The sequence below is a fragment of the Bradyrhizobium sp. CCBAU 11361 genome (assembly GCF_028128935.1).
Lineage (GTDB): Bacteria > Pseudomonadota > Alphaproteobacteria > Rhizobiales > Xanthobacteraceae > Bradyrhizobium > Bradyrhizobium niftali.
The window spans coordinates 78,866-95,992 of sequence record NZ_LBJZ01000185.1 but is presented as its reverse complement, the minus strand read 5'-3'; the positions used below and the strand labels follow the sequence as shown (position 1 = coordinate 95,992).

14 protein-coding genes are annotated in these 17,127 nt (G+C 65.9%); 9 read left to right on the top strand and 5 right to left on the bottom strand.

Annotated elements, in window-relative coordinates:
* Nucleotides 1-61 precede the first annotated feature (61 nt).
* From XI08_RS26530 to XI08_RS26495, 8 genes are all read left to right on the top strand, one after another.
* Nucleotides 62-733, top strand: a complete 672-nt coding sequence (locus tag XI08_RS26530) for a DsbA family protein (RefSeq protein WP_271576607.1) — start codon at nt 62-64, stop codon at nt 731-733.
* 219 nt (nt 734-952) lie between these two features.
* A complete protein-coding gene (smc, locus tag XI08_RS26525; protein ID WP_027543648.1) occupies nt 953-4,417 on the top strand; it encodes a chromosome segregation protein SMC in 3,465 nt (1,154 codons plus the stop codon).
* Between the two features lie 112 nt (nt 4,418-4,529).
* Entirely contained in the window at nt 4,530-5,507 is a 978-nt protein-coding gene (locus tag XI08_RS26520; RefSeq protein ID WP_271576606.1) for a small ribosomal subunit Rsm22 family protein, read from the top strand.
* A 138-nt stretch (nt 5,508-5,645) separates the two neighbouring features.
* The gene (locus XI08_RS26515; protein ID WP_271576605.1) at nt 5,646-6,206 is read left to right on the top strand and encodes a LemA family protein; all 561 of its coding nucleotides are present in this window, start codon (nt 5,646-5,648) and stop codon (nt 6,204-6,206) included.
* A 146-nt stretch (nt 6,207-6,352) separates the two neighbouring features.
* The gene (locus tag XI08_RS26510) at nt 6,353-7,570 is read left to right on the top strand and encodes a M48 family metallopeptidase (protein ID WP_271576604.1); all 1,218 of its coding nucleotides are present in this window, start codon (nt 6,353-6,355) and stop codon (nt 7,568-7,570) included.
* A gap of 183 nt (nt 7,571-7,753) precedes the next feature.
* Nucleotides 7,754-8,506 carry a hypothetical protein gene (locus XI08_RS26505; protein ID WP_027543651.1) on the top strand — a complete coding sequence of 251 codons (753 nt, stop codon included), beginning with the start codon at nt 7,754-7,756 and terminating at the stop codon, nt 8,504-8,506.
* Nucleotides 8,507-8,568: 62 nt separating this feature from the next.
* Complete coding sequence (locus XI08_RS26500) at nt 8,569-9,237, top strand: hypothetical protein (protein WP_271576603.1); 669 nt, start codon at nt 8,569-8,571, stop codon at nt 9,235-9,237.
* 187 nt (nt 9,238-9,424) lie between these two features.
* Nucleotides 9,425-9,757 carry a GIY-YIG nuclease family protein gene (locus tag XI08_RS26495; protein ID WP_027543653.1) on the top strand — a complete coding sequence of 111 codons (333 nt, stop codon included), beginning with the start codon at nt 9,425-9,427 and terminating at the stop codon, nt 9,755-9,757.
* Nucleotides 9,758-9,762: 5 nt separating this feature from the next.
* Here the strand turns inward: XI08_RS26495 and XI08_RS26490 are convergent, their stop codons facing one another.
* The 5 genes from XI08_RS26490 to petA form a co-directional block, all read right to left on the bottom strand.
* A complete protein-coding gene (locus XI08_RS26490; protein WP_011085277.1) occupies nt 9,763-10,302 on the bottom strand; it encodes an adenine phosphoribosyltransferase in 540 nt (179 codons plus the stop codon).
* 9 nt (nt 10,303-10,311) lie between these two features.
* Nucleotides 10,312-12,477 (bottom strand): anthranilate synthase component I, encoded by a 2,166-nt coding sequence (locus XI08_RS26485; RefSeq protein WP_271576602.1) that lies wholly within the window; start codon nt 12,475-12,477, stop codon nt 10,312-10,314.
* A gap of 329 nt (nt 12,478-12,806) precedes the next feature.
* Complete coding sequence (locus XI08_RS26480) at nt 12,807-13,481, bottom strand: dienelactone hydrolase family protein (RefSeq protein ID WP_271576601.1); 675 nt, start codon at nt 13,479-13,481, stop codon at nt 12,807-12,809.
* Between the two features lie 240 nt (nt 13,482-13,721).
* A complete protein-coding gene (gene fbcH, locus XI08_RS26475) occupies nt 13,722-15,785 on the bottom strand; it encodes a cytochrome b/c1 (protein ID WP_271576600.1) in 2,064 nt (687 codons plus the stop codon).
* Nucleotides 15,786-15,847: 62 nt separating this feature from the next.
* Nucleotides 15,848-16,378, bottom strand: coding sequence for a ubiquinol-cytochrome c reductase iron-sulfur subunit (gene petA / locus XI08_RS26470; RefSeq protein WP_026232845.1), 531 nt, complete (start codon nt 16,376-16,378; stop codon nt 15,848-15,850).
* 277 nt (nt 16,379-16,655) lie between these two features.
* Between petA and XI08_RS26465 the strand changes: the two genes are divergently transcribed.
* On the top strand, nt 16,656-17,114 hold the full coding sequence (locus XI08_RS26465) for a tRNA (cytidine(34)-2'-O)-methyltransferase (RefSeq protein ID WP_027543657.1): 459 nt from the start codon (nt 16,656-16,658) through the stop codon (nt 17,112-17,114).
* The last annotated feature ends 13 nt before the right edge of the window (nt 17,115-17,127 follow it).

Here is a 17,127-nt window from a genome sequence, read left to right as displayed (position 1 = left end):
GCTAGCGACAGGCCGCCCAAACGGACCTTGGGGCAAGACCACGCCAATTCGGGAGCCGACCTTGATCATCACCCGCCGCGCCTTCACCACGATGCTGTCGCTGACCGGGCTTGCCGCGGTCGCCGGGTTCTCCCCATTGCGGTTCATCTCCGAAGCCATGATCCCTGAAGCCATGGCGCAGGCCGCCGGCGATGTGGCGAAGCCCGTGTCGCTGCCCGACATGGCGCTCGGCCCGAAGGACGCCGCCGTCACCATCACCGAATATGCCTCGATGACCTGCCCGCACTGCGCGGCCTTCAACGAGCAGGTGTTCCCCAAGATCAAGTCCGAATACATCGACACCGGCAAGGTGCGTTACGTCTTCCGCGAGTTCCCGCTCGACATCAAAGCCGCCGCCGGCTCGATGCTGTCGCGCTGCATCGCCAATGGCGACGCGCCGAAATACTTCGCGGTCACCGACATGCTGTTCCGCCAGCAGAACGACTGGGTGATGAAGAACACCACCGAGACCTTGACGCGGATCGGCAAGCAGGCCGGCCTCACCCAGCAGCAGGTCGAAGCCTGCCTGAAGGACCAGGCGCTGCTCGACAAGATCGCCGCCGACCAGAAATACGCCAGCGACATTCTCAAGGTCGATTCGACGCCGACCTTCTTCATCAACGGTGAGAAGATCAAGGGCGAGACCTCGTTCGAGGAATTCGCCAAGAAGATCAATCCGCTGCTGAAGAGCTGATTCTTCAGCCCCCAACGCCTGATTCGCATCTCGAAAGCCGTATCATTCCCGGCATAAATCCCTTGGGAAAAACGGCTTTCGCCGGTTGCCCTCGCGGCGCACCGCGGCCATTGTCCAGCCGCATGAGGCGCCTCGCGCGACTCGCCCGGATAGCGACATTGCCTTCCATGGTATTGTCCCGGCAGGGGGATTCGCGCCTGCCAACAGAGATGCGTGCTTATGAAAATCACCCGCCTGCGCCTTCACGGCTTCAAGTCCTTCGTTGAGCCCACGGACTTCGTCATCGAGCCCGGCCTGACCGGCGTGGTCGGACCCAACGGTTGCGGCAAGTCGAATCTCGTCGAAGCGCTGCGCTGGGCGATGGGCGAGACCTCGTACAAATCGTTGCGCGCCGCCGACATGGACGCGGTGATCTTCGCCGGCTCCGGCAACCGTCCGGCACGCAACCACGCCGAAGTGACGATGACGATCGACAACGCCGATCGCACTGCGCCGGCGGCGATGAACGACAGCCAGCTTCTGGAAATCTCCCGCCGCATCGAGCGCGAAGCGGGCTCGGTCTATCGTATCAACGGCCGCGACGTGCGCGCCCGCGACGTGCAGATCCTGTTCGCGGACGCCGCCACCGGCGCACGCTCGCCCGCCCTCGTCCACCAGGGCAAGATCGGCGAGATCATCCAGGCCAAGCCCGAACAGCGCCGCCGCGTGCTGGAAGACGCCGCCGGTGTCGCCGGTCTCCATGCCCGCCGCCACGAAGCCGAGCTGCGGCTCAAGGCGGCCGAAACCAACCTCACCCGCGTCGAGGACGTGATCGGCCAGCTCTCCGGCCAGATGGAAGGCCTGAAGAAGCAGGCCCGCCAGGCCGTGCGCTACCGCGAAGTCGCGGCCAAGGTCCGCAAGGCCGAAGCCACGCTGTTCCATCTGCGCTGGATCGGCGCCCATGCCGACGTCAACGAATCCGGCCAGACGCACGATCTCGCCGTCCGCGAGATGGCCGAGCGCACCCAGCACCAGGCCGAAGCCGCCCGCATCCAGGCCATCCGCGCCGCCGAGATGCCGGCGCTGCGCGATGCCGAGGCGCGCGCCGCGGCCGGGCTCCAGCGCCTGACCAATGCCCGCGAGCTGCTCGACCGCGAGGAAGAGCGCGCCAAGGAGCGCGTCGCCGAGCTCGAGCGCCGCCTCGCCCAGTTCGAGGGCGACATCTCGCGCGCCCAGCAGCAGACCATGGACGCCGACGTCGCGCTCCAGCGGCTCGACAGCGAAGACGCCGAGCTGAAGGAAGAGATCAAGTCGCGCGTCGAGAAGCGCTCCGGCGTCGACGAGCGCGTCGGCGAAGCCGAGGCGGTGCTGACCGAAACCGAGCAGCAGTTCGCCGAGCTCACCACCGCGCTCGCCGACCTCACCGCCAAGCGCAATCAACTCGAAGCCAATGTCCGCACCCACCGCGACAAGCTCGCCCGGCTCGACCAGGAGATCGCGAACGTCGCGGCCGAGGAGCAGAAGCTTGCTGATGAAACGGGCGGCTTCGGCGACCTCGACGAGCTGACCGCCACGGTCGAGAACGCCGAGCAGACGCTGGCGGCCTCGGAGGCCGCAGCCCAGGCGAGCGAGGCTGCGCACGTCGCTGCGCGCCAGACGCTGGAATCCTCGCGCTCGCCGCTGAACGAAGCCGACAAGCGCGTGCAGCGGCTCGAGACCGAGGCCCGCACGATCTCCAAGATCGTCAACGGCGAGACCAAGAATCTGTGGCCGCCGATCATCGACGGCATCACCGTCGACAAGGGTTTTGAAAAGGCCATCGGCGCCGCGCTCGGCGACGATCTCGATGCACCGATCGACCCGTCGGCGCCGATGCGCTGGACCAATGTCGGCGAGACCGACGGCGATCCGGAGCTGCCCGAAGGCGTCGTGCCGCTCGCAAACCACGTGCAGGCCCCGGCCGAGCTGGCCCGCCGATTGGCGCAGATCGGCGTGGTGCCGCGCGAGCGCGGCGCCGAGCTGGTCTCCCAGCTGAAGACCGGCCAGCGGCTGGTCTCGCCCGAAGGCGACGTCTGGCGGTGGGACGGCTTCGTCGCGGCGGCTCACGCCCCGACCGGCGCAGCACGCCGCCTTGCCGAACGCGCCCGCCTCGTCGACATCGAGAACGAGCTGGAGCAGGCCCGCATCGACGCGCAGATCAAGCGCCAGGCGCTGGAGAATGCCGAGTCCGAACTGCAGATGGCGGCCAGCACCGAAGGCGCGAGCCGCGAAGCCTGGCGCGCCGCGCAGCGCGAGCTCAACACCGCGCGCGAGCGCCATGCCACGGCCGAGCGCGAAATCAGCCGCCACGCCGCGCGCAAGGCGACGCTGTCGGAAGCGCACAGCCGTCTCGCCGCCGACCGCGCCGAAGCCGAGGCTGCCTACGAATATGCCGAGGCCGGCATCTCCGAACTGCCGTCGAGCGAGGACACCGAGACCCGTCTCGCCGCCGTCCGCAGCGACATCGAAGGCCATCGCCGCATGGCCGCCCAGGTCCGCGCCGAGGCGCAGGCGCTGGCGCGCGAGGCGGAACTCGCCGACCGCCGCGTGCAGGCGATCCTCGCCGAACGCACCGAGTGGGCGAACCGCAAGGAGAGCGCGGCCTCCCACATCGACACCATCCAGGCCCGCATCGCCGAACTCACGATCGAACGCAGCGATCTCGAAAACGCGCCGCAAGTGTTCGCCGAGAAGCGCAGCGCGCTGATCACCGAGATCGAATACGCGGAAAACGATCGCCGCATGGCCGCGGACGCGCTCGCCACCGCGGAAAGCGCGATGGCGGAGACCGATCGCGTCGCCAAGCTGACGCTGGAAGCGCTCTCCAGCTCCCGCGAGGCCACCGCCCGCGCCGAAGAGCGCATGGAAGGCGCGCGGCGCCGGCTCGAGGACATCGAGCGCGAGATCCGCGACATGCTGGAGGTCGAGCCGCAGGCCGTCGCCGGCCTTGCCGAGATCGAGCCCGGCGCGGAGCTGCCGCCGCTGCACGACATCGAGGAAGACCTCGAAAAGATGCGCCGCGACCGCGAGCGCCTCGGCGCAGTCAACCTGCGCGCCGAGGAAGAGCTGCGCGAGGTCGAGACCCAGCACAACGGCCTCGTCACCGAGCGCGACGACCTCGTCGAAGCCATCAAGCGGCTGCGCCAGGGCATCCAGAGCCTCAACAAGGAGGCCCGCGAGCGGCTGCTGACCTCGTTCGAGGTCGTCAACAACCACTTCAAGCGCCTGTTCGTCGAGCTGTTCGGCGGCGGCGAGGCCGCGCTGCACCTGATCGAGAGCGACGACCCACTGGAGGCTGGTCTGGAAATCATCGCCAAGCCGCCGGGCAAGAAGCCGCAGACGCTGTCGCTGCTCTCGGGCGGCGAGCAGGCGCTGACCGCGATGGCGCTGATCTTCGCGGTGTTCCTCACCAATCCTTCGCCGATCTGCGTGCTGGACGAAGTCGACGCGCCGCTCGACGACCACAACGTCGAACGGTACTGCAACCTGCTGCACGAGATGACCGGCTCGACCGATACGCGCTTCATCATCATCACGCACAACCCGATCACGATGGCGCGGATGAACCGCCTGTTCGGCGTCACCATGGCCGAGCGCGGCGTCTCCCAGCTCGTGTCGGTGAGCCTGGCCGAGGCGGTGGACATTCTCGACCAGAACGTGGCGTGACGTTATTCGCGTCATTCCGGGGCTCGCGAAGCGAGAACCCGGAATCTCGCGCCACAATCGCTGGATCCCGGGTTCGCGACTTCGTCGCGCCCCGGGATGACGGTGAGCGAAGATGATCTCCCCCACCCTCCCCGCCGAACTGAAAGCCGCACTCGACGCGAAGCTGCAAGGCTTCTCCCGCACCGACGCCGCGCAGCGATCCCAGAAAATCTCGAACACCTATCGCGGCGGCGGCGGCTCCGGCACGATCAAGTCCGAGGCCGATGCGCTCGCTTACGCGCTCGCGCGCATGCCGGCGACCTACGCGGCGGTGGCGGCGAGCCTGAATGCGTTGACCGAGATCGCGCCGGACCTCGCGCCGGAAACGCTGCTCGACGTCGGCGCAGGTCCGGGCACCGCAAGCTGGGCCGCCGCGGAGGCGTTTCCCTCGCTGCAGGACTTCACCCTGCTCGACGCCAACGCCACCCTGAGCCGGCTTGCGCTCGAACTCGCGCATGACAGTACGCGTCTGGCGGAATGCCGCTATTTGCCCGGCGATGCCGGCGGCAACCTCACCGAGGTCTCGCAAGCCGATCTCGTCGTCGCGAGCTACATCATCGGCGAGCTCGGTGAAGCCGATCAGCGCAAGCTCGCTGAGGCGATGTGGGCGAAAGCGCGCCATGCGCTTGTCGTGATCGAGCCCGGCACGCCGGCCGGCTACGCCCGCATCCTCGCGCTGCGCGAGCAGCTGATCGCGCTGGGTGCATTTGTCGCCGCGCCCTGTCCACACGAAAAGCCCTGCCCGCTCACGGCGCCCGACTGGTGCCATTTCAGCCAGCGCCTGCCGCGCTCCCAGGCGCACCGCCAGATCAAGGGCGCCGAGGTGCCGTTCGAGGACGAGCGCTTCATCTACGTCGCCCTGACCCGCACGCCGCCCGCAACGCGCGCCGCGCGCGTGCTGGCACCGCCGGATGTCGGCAAGGCCGAGATCACGGCGAAGCTTTGCACCGGGGAAGATGTCGAACTCGCCAAGATTCCACGACGCGACAGGGCTGCCTATGCAAGTGCCCGGCGCTGGCGCTGGGGCGATGCCGTCATTGCCGAAAGTTAACCTCGATCGGCGCTTTTGCCTTGAACTCGGATGGTTCCCGATCCGACCAAGTCTTACCTCCCCTCCGCGCCGGGGCTCTCGCCCTGCGCCATTTTGGTCTAGGCTGCGCCCGCCTTAAATCCCCTTCAGGAGTTCTCCATGTCGACCGGCTGGATCGTTCTCGGCGTCATCGTCGTTCTCGTGTTCTTGGCCTTCAGCGCCTACAACCGCCTGGTGGCGCTGGGCCAGCGCGTGGGCCAGGCCTTTGCCGATATCGACGTGCAGCTCAAGCAGCGCCATGACCTGGTCCCGAACCTGGTCGAGACGGTGAAGGGCTACGCCTCGCATGAGCGCGGCACGCTCGACGACGTCATCAAGGCGCGCAATTCGGCGATGTCGGCGCAGGGCCCGGCGCAGGTGTCCGCCGCAGAAAACCAGCTCTCCGGCGCGCTCGGCCGGCTGATCGCGCTGTCGGAGGCCTATCCCGACCTCAAGGCCAACGCAAACTTCCAGCAGCTCGCCAGCGAGCTCTCCGACCTCGAGAACAAGATCGCGGCGAGCCGCCGCTTCTTCAACAGCGCGGTCCAGGAATACAACACCGGCATCCAGCAGATGCCGGCCGCGTTGTTCGCCGGCATGTTCGGCTTCACCAAGAAGGACTTCTTCGATCTCGGCGCCAGCCGCACCGAGGTCGAGGCCGCGCCTCGGGTGAAGTTCTGATTGCTGCGTGAGCGACCTCTCACACTTCGTCATTCCGGGGCGCGTCGAAGACGCGAACCCGGAATCTCGACCGAGACACTAAGCTCTGGATTCTGGGTTCAGGCCTGCGGCCTGCCCCGGAGTGACGGGAGCTAACGGAAGCAGCCATGGCCGCGTATGGTCTCTACACGCACATCGCATCGAACAAGTTTCGTTCGATGCTGCTGCTCGCCGGCCTGTTCGCGCTGGTCTATGTGCTGGTCTATGCCGGTGCGCTGGTCGCCGAAGTCGTCATCAACAGCAATGAAACCGTCGCCTATTATCTGAACCGCGCCTTCTACGACCTGCTCAAGGCCGCGCCCTTCGCGACGATCGCCGCGGCCGTCTGGGTCGTGATCGCCTATTTCTTCCACCAGTCGATGATCGACGCGGTGACCGGCGGCCACGACGTCACCCGGAAGGAGGAGCCGCGGCTCTACAATCTGCTTGAAAATCTCTGCATCTCGCGCGGCATCACCATGCCGAAGCTGAAGATCATGGAGAGCCCGGCGCTGAACGCGTTCGCGACCGGCCTCAACCCGCGGCAATATTCGATCACCGTCACCACCGGCCTCCTCGACGCGCTGAACGACAAGGAGATCGAGGCGGTGCTGGGCCACGAGCTGACCCACATCAAGAACGGCGACGTGCAGCTCATGGTGGTCGCCGTCATCATCGCCGGCGTGGTCGGTTTCTTCGGCGAGCTGTTCTTCCGCCTGTTCACGAATTTCAGCTGGAACTCCGGCGGCTCGTGGTCGTCGGGCTCCTCCTCGTCGTCGCGCTCGTCCTCGTCATCGAGCGACAGCAAGAGCTCCGGCGGCGGCGCCGTGATCGTCATCATCATCGCGGTCGTACTGATCGTGGTAGCCTGGCTGATGTCGCAGGTGGTGAAGCTGGCGCTATCGCGCTCGCGCGAATACCTCGCGGATGCCGGCTCGGTCGAGCTGACGAAAGACCCTGACGCCATGATCTCGGCGCTGCGCAAGATCGAGAACCGCGGCGAGCTGCCGGGCGCGACCTCGGCCGTGATGGAGCTCTGCGTCGACAATCCGCGCGAGGGCTTTGCCGATCTGTTCGCGACCCATCCGTCGGTGCAGTCCCGGGTCGATGCGCTGGTCAAGTTCGCCGGCGGCCATGATCCAGGTCCGCTGCCGGACCCGACTGACGAGACGGAACAGCCCGAGGCGCGGGCCGCCCCGCAGAACGCCCCGCCACCGCTGTCGCAGGGACCATGGAGCGATAGAGGCAGCGCGGCCAATCCGCCGCCCGTGCCCGCGCCCGGCCCCTCCGGAACCGCGGCCGGCAACCCGATCGGGAATCCCATGGGGCCGTGGGGCCGCCACTGAGCGCGCCCCGTGGTCAGTTTCACGGCAATCTGGAAAAACCTCAGGAATTGCCGCAAGCGGGGCCTGCGGATTGAATTCTCCCTTGTTTCTGCCATGTTCGCGCCCAACAGCAGACTTGGGACATCGATTTGGGGCCCGGCCGATTGCGACCTCGCGATCGGGGGCGCGCGTTAGGGGACAGCAATGGCAAAGCCGGCAGTGGTTGTGGTGGGCGCGGACAAGGGCGGGGTCGGCAAGACCACGGTATCGCGCACCTTGCTCGATTATTTTTCCGCCAACAACGTGCCGACGCGTGCCTTCGACACGGAATCCCCGCGCGGAACGCTGAAGCGCTTCCATCCTGACATCACCGAGATCGTCGACATGACGACGACGTCCGATCAGATGAAGATCTTCGATACGCTCAACGCGACCAGCCCGTCGGTCACCGTGATCGACGTCCGAGCCGGCCTGCTCTCGCCGGCGCTCGCCTCGCTGCGCGACATCGGTTTCCTCGACGCCGCCAAGGCCGGGCAGATCACCTTCGCGGTGTTCCACATCCTGGGACCCTCGATCGCCTCGCTCGACGAAATCGCCGAGACCGCGAATTTCATGACCGGCGCAAAATATTTCCTGGTGAAGAACTTCATCAACGACACCCAGTTCTTCCAGTGGGACCAGGCGACCTACAACTCCTACTTCCACCGCATCAAGGACGCCACCGAGCTGACCATCCCCAAGCTCAACGAAATGGCCTATGAGCAGGTCGAGGTCTCCTCCGTCCCGTTCCTGAAATTCGTCGCCAACAAGGGCATGAGCGACGAGGCCGCCAACTACTCCTTCGTGCTGCGCGGCTATGTCCGGCACTGGCTGGCCAATGTCTGGAGCGAGTTCGACCGCATCCGCCTGACCGACATCGTCGGTTCGAAACCCGGCGCCCGCAGCAGCGAAAAATAGTTGCGCAAGCAGGGCTGATACGGCTGGATTGGGCGACAAGTTCGCTCAGATAATAGTTCGTGATGCCCGCGACACCCGTCTACATCATCTGCTCGCCCCGCCCGCAGGTCGGCAAGACGCTGCTGGCGCGGCTATTGAGCGAGTTCCAGCTGCTCAAGAACGGCAACGTCGCCGCCTTCGACGTCAACCTGAAGGAGCCGTCGCTGCTCGACTATTTGCCGAAGATCACCGAGACGGCCGACGTGATCGACACCTACGGCAAGATGCAGCTGATGGACCGCGTCATCGTCGATGACGGGCTTGCCAAGGTCATCGACCTCGGCTTCCACGCCTTCGACGAGTTCTTCAAGATGGCCGACGAGATCGGCCTGTTGAAGGAGGCGGCACGCCGCCATGTCGCACCCCAGATCCTGTTCGTCGCCGACACCGACCGCGTCTCGGCCCGCGCCCATGAGATGCTGCGCGAGCAGATCCCGCGGATGAACCTGATCACGGTGGACAACGAGCACATCGTGCGCGGCGAATTGCCGGCCGCAATGGGCACCGGACGGGTGTTCCGCCTGCCCGCGCTGCCCGGTTTCCTGAAGACCTATATCGACCGGCTGAACTTCTCCTTCACCGGCTATCTGCGCCATGAGAAGGACGCCTCGACCGAGCTGCACCAATGGACCCGGCGCAATTACCTCGCCTTCCGCGAGCTCGAGCTCAACCTGATCCTGCAGCGATCCTGAGAGAGACGTCATTCCGGGGCGCGACGAAGTCGCGAGCCCGGAATCTCGAGATTCCGGGTTCGGCTCTTCGAGCCGCCCCGGAATGACTACCACGAGGGCCAAATATTTCACCCGGGTAATATTGACGTACTGCAGATCGCCCGCTACTGAAGCTGCGTAACCACAGCCGTCAGCGAGGCCCCCCCCCGTGAGCATCGACCGGAAAGCAGCCATCGCCGCCTACAAGGAGCGGAAGACCATTGCAGGCATCTTCGTCGTGCGCTGTACGGCGTCGGGCGAAGCCTGGGTCGGCCAGGCGCCCAACCTCGAGACCATCCAGAACCGCATCTGGTTCTCGCTCCGCCAGGGCAATCATATGTGCCGCAGCCTTCAGGCTGCGTGGAACGCGCATGGCGAGGCAGGCCTGACGTTTGGCGAATGCGAGCGTCTGGAGGACGAGGAGACTGCCTATGTCAGGAACGCGCTCCTGAAGGAGCGCATGCTGCACTGGCAGGCGGAGCTGAAGGCCGAGGCGATCTGACGCTCTCAGTGCCCCTCGAACGTCATCAGCGTGCGCACCGGCACATCCATGGCGCGCAGCTTGGCGGCGCCGCCGAGCTCGGGTAGGTCGATGATGAAGCAGGCGGCGACGACATTGGCGCCGATCTGGCGCAGCAGCTTCACCGCGCCCTCCGCGGTACCGCCGGTGGCGATGAGGTCATCGACCAGGATGACGCGTTCGCCGGGCTGGATCGCGTCGACATGCATCTCCATCTCGTCGATGCCGTATTCGAGAGAGTAAGCGATGCGCACGGTGGTGTGCGGCAGCTTGCCTTTCTTGCGGATCGGCACGAAGCCGGCGGAGAGCTGGTGCGCCACCGCGCCGCCGATGATGAAGCCGCGCGCTTCCATGCCGGCGACCTTGTCGATCTTGTTGCCGGCCCAGGGGTTGACGAGCTCGTCCACCGCGCGGCGGAACGCGCGCGCATCCGCGAGCAAGGTCGTGATGTCGCGGAACATGATCCCCGGCTTGGGATAGTCGGGGATGGTGCGGACGCTCGCCTTCAGGTCGTGGTCAAAGGTCATTGGTGCCTCTCAATCAACACGCGCATCCAGCCGGAACGCGTTCTCGACAATACGCAAGCCCACCTCGCCACCGAGCGACATCAGCGATTCCGGGTGGAATTGCACGCCGGCGACCGGCAGGGTCTTGTGCTCCAGCGCCATGGCGACGCCGTCCTCGGTGCTGGCGGTCACGTTCAGCACCTCCGGCATGCTGTCGCGCTCGACATAGAGCGAGTGATAGCGGCCGATGACGATCTCGTTCGGCAGGTTACGCATCAGGCGTCCGCCGCGCACCTGCACCCGCGAGGGCCGGCCGTGGGCGGGATGCGTGAGCTGGCCGAGCTCGCCGCCAAAATATTCGCCGATCGCCTGCACGCCGAGGCAGACGCCGAACACCGGCAGCTTGTTCTCCAGCGCCGCGTCGATCGTCTTCTTGATCCCGAAATCTTCGGGCCTGCCCGGGCCGGGCGACAGCACCAGCAAATCCCACCTCTTCTGCTTGAGCATGTCGAGCGCATGCACATAGCGGACCACGGTGACGCTGGCGCCGACCTGGCGGAAATAGTCGGCGAGCATGTGCACGAAGCTGTCGTCGTGGTCGATCAGCAGCACCCGCTTGCCGCTTCCGGTCGCATCGGGCGCGAAGGTCGACAGCGGTTTTGGCGGATCGCCGCGCAGGGCCTGGAACAGCGCCGCGGCCTTGACCTGGCATTCGCGGTCTTCGGCGGCGGGATCGGAATCGAACAGGCAGGTGGCGCCGACGCGCACCTCGGCGAGGCCATCCTTCATGCGGATGGTGCGGATGGTGAGACCGGTGTTGATGCTGCCGTCGAAATTCACCGCGCCGATCGCGCCGGCGTACCAGCGCCGCGGCGACCGCTCGTGATCCTCGACGAACTGCATCGCCCACAGCTTTGGCGCACCGGTCACGGTGACCGCCCAGGCATGGGTGAGGAAGGCATCGAGCGCGTCGAAGCCGGGACGCAGCATGCCCTCGACGTGGTCGACCGTGTGGAACAGTTTTGAGTAGGTCTCGATCTGCCGCCTGGCCAGCACCTTGATGGTGCCGGGGACGCAGACGCGCGCCTTGTCGTTGCGATCGACGTCGGTGCACATGTTGAGCTCGAACTCGTCCTTCTCCGAGTTCAGGAGCTGGCGTATCTGCTCGGCATCGCCGATCGCATCGGTTCCGCGCGCGATGGTGCCCGAGATCGGGCAGGTCTCGACGCGGCGGCCGTCCGAGCGCACGAACATCTCGGGCGAGGCCGAGACGAGAAACTCACCGTCGCCGAGATTCATCAGCGCGCCGTAGGGCGACGGGTTGATGACGCAGAGCCGCTGGAAGACTTCGGCCGGCGAGCGGTCGCAGGGCTCGGCGAACAGCTGGCCCGGCACGGCTTCAAAGAGATCACCGCGGGCAAAGGCCGCGCGCGCGGTCTCGACGGTGGCCTGGTATTCGCCGGGCGCGTGATCGGCAAAGCCCTGGCGCGGTGTCTTCAGGTACGGGCTGTCGGCGGTCTCGCGCGGCAGGCCCTCGGTGGACTTGCCCTTCCACGCGAAGTCGTAGGAGAGCACCACGCCGCGGCCGGTGGCGCGGTCATAGGCCAGCAGGCGATCGGGCACGTAGAGCACGATGTCGCGCTGATCCTGCTCGCGCGCGCGCTTCTGCACGAGGTCCTCGATCTGGAACACGAGGTCGTAGGCGAAGGCGCCGAACAGGCCGAGCAGCCCGTCATCGTTGGCCGAGAAGGCGGCGACGAGGTCGCGCACCAGCGACATCACGCTGGCGCGCCGGGTGCGCTGGTCTTCCTCGACCGGCGCATCGCCGCGAATGATGTGGCCGGCGAGGCGCGAAGCGGTCGTCTCGGAGATCACCACGCAGGGCTCGCGCAGGACGTCGGCAAGGAAGGCGATCAGCACCTGGCCGCGTTCGTTGAGCGCTTCCAGCTTGAAATTGACGCCTGTGGTTTCGAGCTTGAGCGGCGGATCGGAGAAGCCGAGGTCGAAGCTCTCGTAGCGGCCGGGCACAGTCGTGCCCGACGACAGCACCACGCCGCGGCGGCGGTCGAGCAGGCTGACGAGATCGTCGAGCCGGTTGGCGCCGCCGGTAAACTGCTCCGCCACGCGCGTGATCGCGAGACCCGCGCGGGTCACGTAATCGCTTCTGGCCGGGAGGGCAAAGACTGTCCTGTTCATGTGGTCCTCTTACGAGACTTGCCGAGGGAACGCCACACAGGACAAACGATCAGGCCGCCGCACTGCGTGGGCGACCTTCGACGATTTTGGGAAAAGAAATCGCACCGGCCACCTCTTAGGAGGTGCGCCACCAAAGACGGGCTGGGCGGACGGCGGTGCTCATGGGCGGATACTCACCATGGCGCGGGGGCGGCGTCAAGGGCGGCCCCGGCGGCTGCTGGTCGTCCGTGATCGGACGACGCCAATCTCCGCCGTCGTCCCGGCCTAGTGCGTAATTGCGCACTAGGCCGGGACGACATTGAAATTGTTGCGCGACTGGCGCGCCACACTTACCCCAGATGCTTCCGGAAAAACTCCATCGCCCTGCCCCAGGCGAGTTCGGCGGCTTCGCGGTCGTGCACGGCCTGGCGCTGCTCGTTGACGAAGGCGTGCTCGGCGTCATAGCGGAACAGCTCGAGCGACTTGCCGGCGGCCTTCATGGCCTTCTCGAAGCCGCTGACCAGCTCCGGCGTGCACCAATCGTCCTTGTTGGCGAAATGGGCCTGGAGCGGGATCTTGACGTCGGCGGGCTTGGCCGCCTGCTCCGGCGGAATGCCGTAGAACACGACGCCGGCGGCGAGCTCTGGCACGTGCACCGCGCCGATGATGGTGACGGCACCGCCGAGGCAGAAGCCGGTCAGCCCGACCTTGGCGCCGTTGCGCGACAGATATTGCGTGGCGCCGCGCACCGTCTGCGTGGTGGCATCCATGAAGTCGAGCGAGTTCATCTCTTTGCCGGCCGCGTCCGTGTCGTGATACGGCACCACCTTGCCCTTGTAGAGATCGGGCGCGAGCGCATCGAAACCGGCCAGCGCAAAGCGGTCGCACAGGCCCTTGATCTGGTCCGACAGGCCCCACCATTCCTGGATCACGACCACGCCCGGCGCGTTGCCGCGCGCGGCGTTGGCGAGGTAGCCCGAGGCATCCTTGCCGTCCGGGCGCTTGAAGGTGATGGTGGTTCCCATGGTGTCCTCCGATGAGTTTCTGGGGGAGCGGTTGGCGGTATTTTGGCCGCTGGCGGCGCGCGGCGCAATCCACACTCTTGTCATTCCGGGGCGCGCGATAGCGCGAGCCCGGAATCCATCTGGCCGCAGAGTTGGTGGATGAATGGATTCCGGGCTCGATGCTGGCGCATCGCCCCGGAATGACGGCAACAAAAAAGCCCCCTCACGGGGGCTTCTTCGTTTCGTCTCGTCTCGCGCCGCTCAGTGGGAGTCGGCCCAGACCTTCTTCTTGGTGAAGTACATCAGGCCCGCGAAGATGATCAGGAAGACGAACACCTGGAAGCCGAGGCGCTTGCGCGCTTCCATGTGCGGCTCGGCAGTCCACATCAGGAACGTGGTGACGTCCTTGGCGTATTGCGCGACCGTAGCCGGCGAGCCGTCGTCATAGGTCACCTGGCCGTCGCTGAGCGGCTTCGGCATCTTGATGGCGTGGCCCGGGAAGAACTTGTTGTAGTAGGAGCCCTCCGGAATGGTCACACCCTCCGGCACCTTCTCCTCAAAACCCTGGAGCACCGCCGAGACGTAGTCCGGGCCCTGCTCCTGATACTGGGTGAAGAAGTCGAAGATGAACCAGGGGAAGCCGCGGCCGTAGGAGCGCGCCTTGGTGATCAGCGACAGGTCGGGCGGCGCCGCACCGCCGTTCGCCGCACGGGCTGCCTGCTCGTTCGGGAATGGCGAGGGGAAGTAGTCGGCCGGCCGGCCCGGGCGCTCGAACATGTCACCGGCATCGTTCGGACCGTCCTTGATCTTGTAATCCGACGCGAACGCCGCCGCCTGCGCCACCGAATAGCCGGGACCACCGGCTTCCGCGAGGTTGCGGAAGGCGATGTAGGACAGGCCGTGGCAGCTGGCGCAGACCTCCTTGTAGACCTTGAGGCCGCGCTGGAGCGCGCCGCGGTCGAACTTGCCGAAGGGACCGGCGAACGACCATTTGTTGCCCGGCGGCTTGTCGCTGCCTTCCGAGGCGCGCGCGTCCTGCAAGCTGCCGAGGAACAGCGCGCCGGCGGCAACGAGCACGATGGCGACGGAGGCCACCGCCTTGCCGCCCTTGGCGAGGATCGACTCCGAGATCGAGTTCGGCACCGGCCGCGGCGTCTCGATGCGCGAGAGCAGCGGCAGCACGATCAGGAAGTAGGCGAAATAGCAGAACGTCAGGACCCGGCCGGCGATCACGTAGATGCCTTCCGGCGGCTGCGCACCGAGATAGCCGAGCAGGATGCAGACCGCGACGAAGATCCAGAAGAACTGCTTGGCCAGCGGGCGGTACTTCGACGACCTGGTCTTGGCCGCATCGAGCCAGGGCAGGAAGCACAGGATGATGATCGCCGAGAACATCCCGATCACGCCCGCGAGCTTGTTCGGGATCGAGCGCAGGATCGCGTAGAACGGCAGGTAATACCATTCCGGCACGATGTGCGGCGGCGTCACGCCGGGGTTCGCCGGAATGTAGTTGTCGGCGTCGCCGAGATAGTTCGGCATGTAGAAGATGAACCAGGCGTAGAGCAGCAGGAAGCACGAGACGCCGAACATGTCCTTGATGGTGGCATGCGGCGTGAACGGCACCGTGTCCTTTTCCGTCTTCGGCTCGACGCCGTCGGGATTGTTCTGGCCGGCGACATGCAGCGCCCAGACGTGGAGCACGACGACGCCCGCGATCAGGAACGGCAGCAGGTAATGCAGCGAGAAGAAGCGGTTCAGCGTCGGGTTGCCGACCGAATAGCCGCCCCACAGCAGCGTCACGATGCTCTCGCCGACATAGGGAATGGCGGAGAACAGATTGGTGATGACGGTGGCGCCCCAGAAGCTCATCTGGCCCCAGGGCAGCACGTAGCCCATGAAGCCGGTCGCCATCATCAGGAGGTAGATGATGACGCCGAGGATCCACAGCACCTCGCGCGGCTCCTTGTAGGAACCGTAATAGAGGCCGCGCAGCATGTGGACGTAGACCGCGAAGAAGAACATCGACGCGCCGCAGGCGTGCATGTTGCGCAGCAGCCAGCCGTAATTGACGTCACGGACGAGCAGCTCGACCGACTTGAAGGCGAGATCGGCATGCGGCGTGTAGTGCATCGCCAGGATCACGCCGGTCAGGATCTGCATCCCCAGCATGAAGGAGAGGATGGCGCCGAAGGTCCACCAGTAGTTCAGGTTGCGCGGGGTGGGATAGGCGACGAAGGAGGAGTGCATGAGGCCGAGGATCGGCAGGCGCCGCTCGATCCATTGCAGGGCCGGATTGCTCGGCTGGTAGTCGGATGGTCCGCTCATGATGCGATCCTGAGGAAATAATACGACGAGACGGCGCGAAGCTTCGGACGAGGGTCCGAAGCTCAGCCGATCTGGATTTTGGTGTCGGAAACGAACTGGTACGGCGGCACCGGCAGGTTCGCGGGCGCGGGCCCCTGACGGATGCGGCCGGACGAATCGTATTGCGAACCATGGCAGGGGCAGAAGAACCCGTCGTAATTGCCCTCATGAGCGATCGGGATGCAGCCGAGATGGGTGCAGATGCCGATCACGACCAGCCACTGCTCATGGCCGGACTTGACCCGGGCCTCGTCGGACTGCGGATCGGGCAGGCTCGCCACGTTGACGGCGCGCGCCTCGTCGATCTGCTTCTTGGTGCGGTGGCTGATGTAGATCGGCTTGCCGCGCCAGAATACCTTGATGTCCTGCCCCTCGGCGACCGGGCTGAGATCGACCTCGATCGGCGCACCGGCCGCGATGGTCGAGGCATCAGGATTCATTTGGGAGATGAAGGGCCAGAGCGCGGCTGCGCCCCCTACTGCTGCAGCTGCCCCCGTTGCAACGAATAAGAAATCACGGCGTGTCGGATGGTCCGCCGAAGACGCTGTCGTCACGATTCCAACCCTTTCTTCTTATGCTACCGGTGGAACCGCTCCAGGGGCCCCCAAGGTCCCCAGAACTGGCTGCCGGCGCCCGCGGCCCCCCGCGGCGGCAGAACTTCGCTTGTCCCCGCCAAAACAAGCGAAAACAGCAGTCCAGAATCGTTCTATTGGCACCCTTGCCGGGCGAGCGCAAGCCCGCTAACGGCGGGGAAGCGTGCAATGCACGAATTCCCGCGCCAGCGATGTTTTATTGAGACATTTCCGGCCCACAACCAACCGTCCGCCGCCCATGCAGATAGCGCTTTTCCAACCCGACATCCCCCAGAACACCGGCACGATTCTCAGGCTCTGCGCCTGCCTCGGGCTGGACGCCCACATCATCGAACCGGCAGGGTTCCCCGTCTCCGACCGGCATTTCCGCCGGGCGGGAATGGATTACCTCGACCATGTCAGCATCGTCAGGCACGTCTCCTGGCCGCAATTCGAGGAGTGGCGCGCGGCACAGGGCTGCCGCCTGCTGCTGTTCACCACCAGGGCCGCCACCGACTACCGCGATTTCCGTTACCAGACGTCGGACATCCTGCTATTCGGACGCGAGAGCGCCGGCGTCACCGACGCGGTGGTCGAGGCCGCGGATGCGCGGCTGGTGATCCCGATCGCCCCGGGACTGCGGTCGCTCAATGTCGCCATGACCGCGGCGATGGCCGCAGGCGAGGCGCTGCGGCAGATCCGGAACCCGCAAGGTTGATATGTTGAGGAGA

What these genes read in the sequence shown, in the direction of transcription:
- XI08_RS26485 (WP_271576602.1), bottom strand. Translation starts at nt 12,477, where the DNA reads ATGAACAGGACAGTCTTTGCCCTCCCGGCCAGAAGCGATTACGTGACC.
- XI08_RS26500 (WP_271576603.1), top strand. Translation starts at nt 8,569, where the DNA reads ATGCCCGCGACACCCGTCTACATCATCTGCTCGCCCCGCCCGCAGGTC.
- XI08_RS26510 (WP_271576604.1), top strand. Translation starts at nt 6,353, where the DNA reads ATGGCCGCGTATGGTCTCTACACGCACATCGCATCGAACAAGTTTCGT.
- XI08_RS26490 (WP_011085277.1), bottom strand. Translation starts at nt 10,302, where the DNA reads ATGACCTTTGACCACGACCTGAAGGCGAGCGTCCGCACCATCCCCGAC.
- smc (WP_027543648.1), top strand. Translation starts at nt 953, where the DNA reads ATGAAAATCACCCGCCTGCGCCTTCACGGCTTCAAGTCCTTCGTTGAG.
- XI08_RS26480 (WP_271576601.1), bottom strand. Translation starts at nt 13,481, where the DNA reads ATGGGAACCACCATCACCTTCAAGCGCCCGGACGGCAAGGATGCCTCG.
- XI08_RS26505 (WP_027543651.1), top strand. Translation starts at nt 7,754, where the DNA reads ATGGCAAAGCCGGCAGTGGTTGTGGTGGGCGCGGACAAGGGCGGGGTC.
- XI08_RS26515 (WP_271576605.1), top strand. Translation starts at nt 5,646, where the DNA reads ATGTCGACCGGCTGGATCGTTCTCGGCGTCATCGTCGTTCTCGTGTTC.
- XI08_RS26520 (WP_271576606.1), top strand. Translation starts at nt 4,530, where the DNA reads ATGATCTCCCCCACCCTCCCCGCCGAACTGAAAGCCGCACTCGACGCG.
- XI08_RS26465 (WP_027543657.1), top strand. Translation starts at nt 16,656, where the DNA reads ATGCAGATAGCGCTTTTCCAACCCGACATCCCCCAGAACACCGGCACG.
- fbcH (WP_271576600.1), bottom strand. Translation starts at nt 15,785, where the DNA reads ATGAGCGGACCATCCGACTACCAGCCGAGCAATCCGGCCCTGCAATGG.